Here is a 2,597-nt window from a genome sequence, read left to right on the forward strand (position 1 = left end):
TGGACTTCGTCGGGCTGGGCCGCGCAGCGGAGCAGCGCGCCGAGGAGCTGGGCGGCCCGGGCCGCAAGCGGCTGGAACTGGCCAAGGCCCTGGCCATGCAACCCAAGGTGCTGCTGTGCGACGAGGTCATGGCGGGGCTCAATCTGGTCGAGATCGACGAAGTCATCGAGGTCATCCGCAAGGTCCGCGACAGCGGCATCAGCGTGCTGGTGATCGAACACGTCATCAAAGCCATCAAGAGCCTGTCGGACCGGCTGCTGGTGCTGCATCACGGCGAAAAGATCGCCGACGGCGCGCCCGGCGAGGTGCTGGCCGATCCCGCGGTGGTGCAGGCCTATCTGGGCAAGAGGCGCGCATGAGCGACGCCGCCGCCCCCTTGCTGAAGGTGGAAGGACTGAACGCCGGCTATGGCGAACTGCCAGTGCTGCACGACATTGCGCTGGAAGTCCGCCGCGCCGAAATCGTGGCCCTGGTGGGCAGCAATGGCGCGGGCAAGACCACCTTGTTGCGGGCGCTGTCGCGGGTGCTGCCCTGCACGGGCAGCATCGTGATGGACGGCCGGCAACTGTCGCGCTCCACGCCGGACGAGGCCTTTGCTTGCGGCATGGTGCAAGTGCCCGAAGGACGCCAGCTGTTCGACCGCATGACGGTGCAGGACAACCTGCTGATGGGCGCCTACCGCCGCGGCAGCAAGGCGGATGTGGCGCGCGACCTGGACCGCGTCTACACCTACTTCCCGCGGCTGTCGGAACGGCGCCGCCAGCTTGCCGGCAGCATGTCCGGCGGCGAACAGCAGATGTGCGCCATGGCGCGCGCCCTGATGGCCGCGCCGACACTGATGATGATCGATGAAATGAGCCTGGGCCTGGCGCCGGTGGTAGTCGAGCAACTGATGGGCGTGCTGGCCGACATCCGCCAGGAAGGCGTCACGGTGCTGCTGGTGGAACAGGACATCCACCTGGCGCTGACGGGCGCCGACCGCGGCTATGTGATGGAGACCGGCCGCATCGCGCTTTCCGGCCCGGCGCAATCGCTGCTGTCCGATCCGAAGGTGCAGCAGGCCTATCTGGGAATCTGACCCTGCCCGGCGCGCCTCTTGCGCCGGCCTGCGTTCGAGCCTAAATTGATCGATGTCGCCCGCCGTCTGGCCCCTGCGAACGCGCGGCGCGAATGGCGTCATTGGGTTGTTTTTCTATCTTTTGTTCCACCAAGGAGCGATGCGATGAAAGTGAAACACCTGTTAGGTCCGGCCGCGCTGGCGCTGTCATTGCTGGCCGCCGCGCCGGTGGTGGCCGCGCCTACCGAGCCGGCGCCCATCATCACCGGCAAGCAATGGACGGAGTCCGACGCAAACCTGAAAAAGGCCTATCTGCTGGGCATGGCCAACCTCATCCAAGTGGAGCAAGCCTATCAGCAGCGCCGCGCGCCTGCGGCCAACCAGACGCTGATCCCGCGCTTCGCCCAGGGCTTGCAGAGCCACACGCTGGACTCCGTGCGCGAAAGCCTGGATAGCTGGTATGCGGCCAATCCCGGCAGGATGGACCGGCCCGTGGTCGAAACGCTCTGGTTCGAAATCGTCGCGCCCGCAGCGCCAGCCGCTCCCGCCACTCCCGCCAAGCGCGCCCGCTAGGAGTCAGCCATGAAAGTCATCCGATCGATTGCCATAGGCCTCATGATGGGGTCGCTGGTTGCCTGCACCAACATGAGTTCCAAGCAGCAAGGCACGCTGTCGGGCGCGGCCATCGGCGCCGCCGCTGGCGCGGGCATTGCCGCCATCGCGGGCGGCAGCGGCTGGACCGGAGCCGCCATCGGCGCCGCCGCCGGCGGCATAGCCGGCAACATATACGGCGACAAGCACTAAGCCTTTCTGTTTGCGCAGCCACCAGTCCCGGGCCACCACCCGGGACTGCGGCTACAGATTGCCGGTGGACTTGCCGATCCGCCAGTACACGCCCCCTCCCGTCATGCCGCCGTCGACCGGCAGGTCCGCGCCGGTAATGAACGAAGCCTCCGGTCCCAACAGGAACATCACCGCCGCCGCGATCTCGTCGGCGTCCGCGCCGCGCGACAGCGGCGTCGCATCGCGGTTGCCTTCATAGAACAGGCGCGCCCGTCCGGCGTCATGCACGGCGTTGGGCTGCATGATCATCGGCGTTTCCACCAGGCCTGGGCATACGGTGTTGACGCGTATGCCGCGCCCCGCCAGTTCCAGCGATGCCGCCCGCGTCAGGCCCCGCAAGGCCCACTTGCTGGCGGTGTAGGCCGCGCTGAAGTAGCCCGTCAGGCCAGCCGTCGATGAGGTGTTGACGATGGCGGCGCCCTCCGGCATCAGTCCGGCGAGATTGCGGATCGCGAGGAATGGCCCGTCCAGATTGATGTCCAGGAGACGCCGCCATTCCGCGTGCGTGGTCTCCGTCACGGTCTTGCGCAGCGTCACTCCCGCATTGTTGACCAGGCCATAGAGCGGCACGCCCGCCTCCGCGATCTCGCCGGCCAACGCCAGCCAATCGGATTCGCGGGCCACGTCCGCTACCCGGATGCGCAGCCGCCCGGCATCCGCGCCCGCCGCCGCGCGCAAGTCCGCCCAGGTCGCATCG

General features: G+C 67.7%; 4 protein-coding genes and 1 pseudogene. 4 read left to right on the top strand and 1 reads right to left on the bottom strand.

Annotated elements, in window-relative coordinates; genetic code table 11:
* From VIR09_RS03425 to VIR09_RS03440, 4 genes and pseudogenes are all read left to right on the top strand, one after another.
* Positions 1–359 (top strand): annotated as a pseudogene (locus tag VIR09_RS03425) (ABC transporter ATP-binding protein); the annotation flags it as partial.
* The gene (locus tag VIR09_RS03430) at positions 356–1,078 is read left to right on the top strand and encodes an ABC transporter ATP-binding protein (RefSeq protein ID WP_332011600.1); all 723 of its coding nucleotides are present in this window, start codon (positions 356–358) and stop codon (positions 1,076–1,078) included. The pseudogene VIR09_RS03425 and the gene VIR09_RS03430, both read left to right, overlap by 4 nt.
* A 144-nt stretch (positions 1,079–1,222) precedes the next feature.
* The gene (locus VIR09_RS03435) at positions 1,223–1,630 is read left to right on the top strand and encodes a hypothetical protein (protein ID WP_332011601.1); all 408 of its coding nucleotides are present in this window, start codon (positions 1,223–1,225) and stop codon (positions 1,628–1,630) included.
* 9 nt (positions 1,631–1,639) lie between these two features.
* Complete coding sequence (locus VIR09_RS03440) at positions 1,640–1,861, top strand: YMGG-like glycine zipper-containing protein (RefSeq protein ID WP_013393765.1); 222 nt, start codon at positions 1,640–1,642, stop codon at positions 1,859–1,861.
* 51 nt (positions 1,862–1,912) lie between these two features.
* On the opposite strand, the gene VIR09_RS03445 is transcribed toward VIR09_RS03440, so the two are convergent.
* The coding region (locus tag VIR09_RS03445; protein WP_332011602.1) for an SDR family oxidoreductase at positions 1,913–2,597 on the bottom strand (685 nt) is incomplete at its 5' end.

This window comes from Achromobacter sp. (genome assembly GCF_036567245.1).
In the GTDB taxonomy this organism is placed as follows: Bacteria; Pseudomonadota; Gammaproteobacteria; order Burkholderiales; family Burkholderiaceae_B; genus Achromobacter.

Coding starts and splice junctions, on each gene's coding strand:
- VIR09_RS03430 (WP_332011600.1), top strand. CDS start 356: ATGAGCGACGCCGCCGCCCCCTTGCTGAAGGTGGAAGGACTGAACGCC.
- VIR09_RS03435 (WP_332011601.1), top strand. CDS start 1,223: ATGAAAGTGAAACACCTGTTAGGTCCGGCCGCGCTGGCGCTGTCATTG.
- VIR09_RS03440 (WP_013393765.1), top strand. CDS start 1,640: ATGAAAGTCATCCGATCGATTGCCATAGGCCTCATGATGGGGTCGCTG.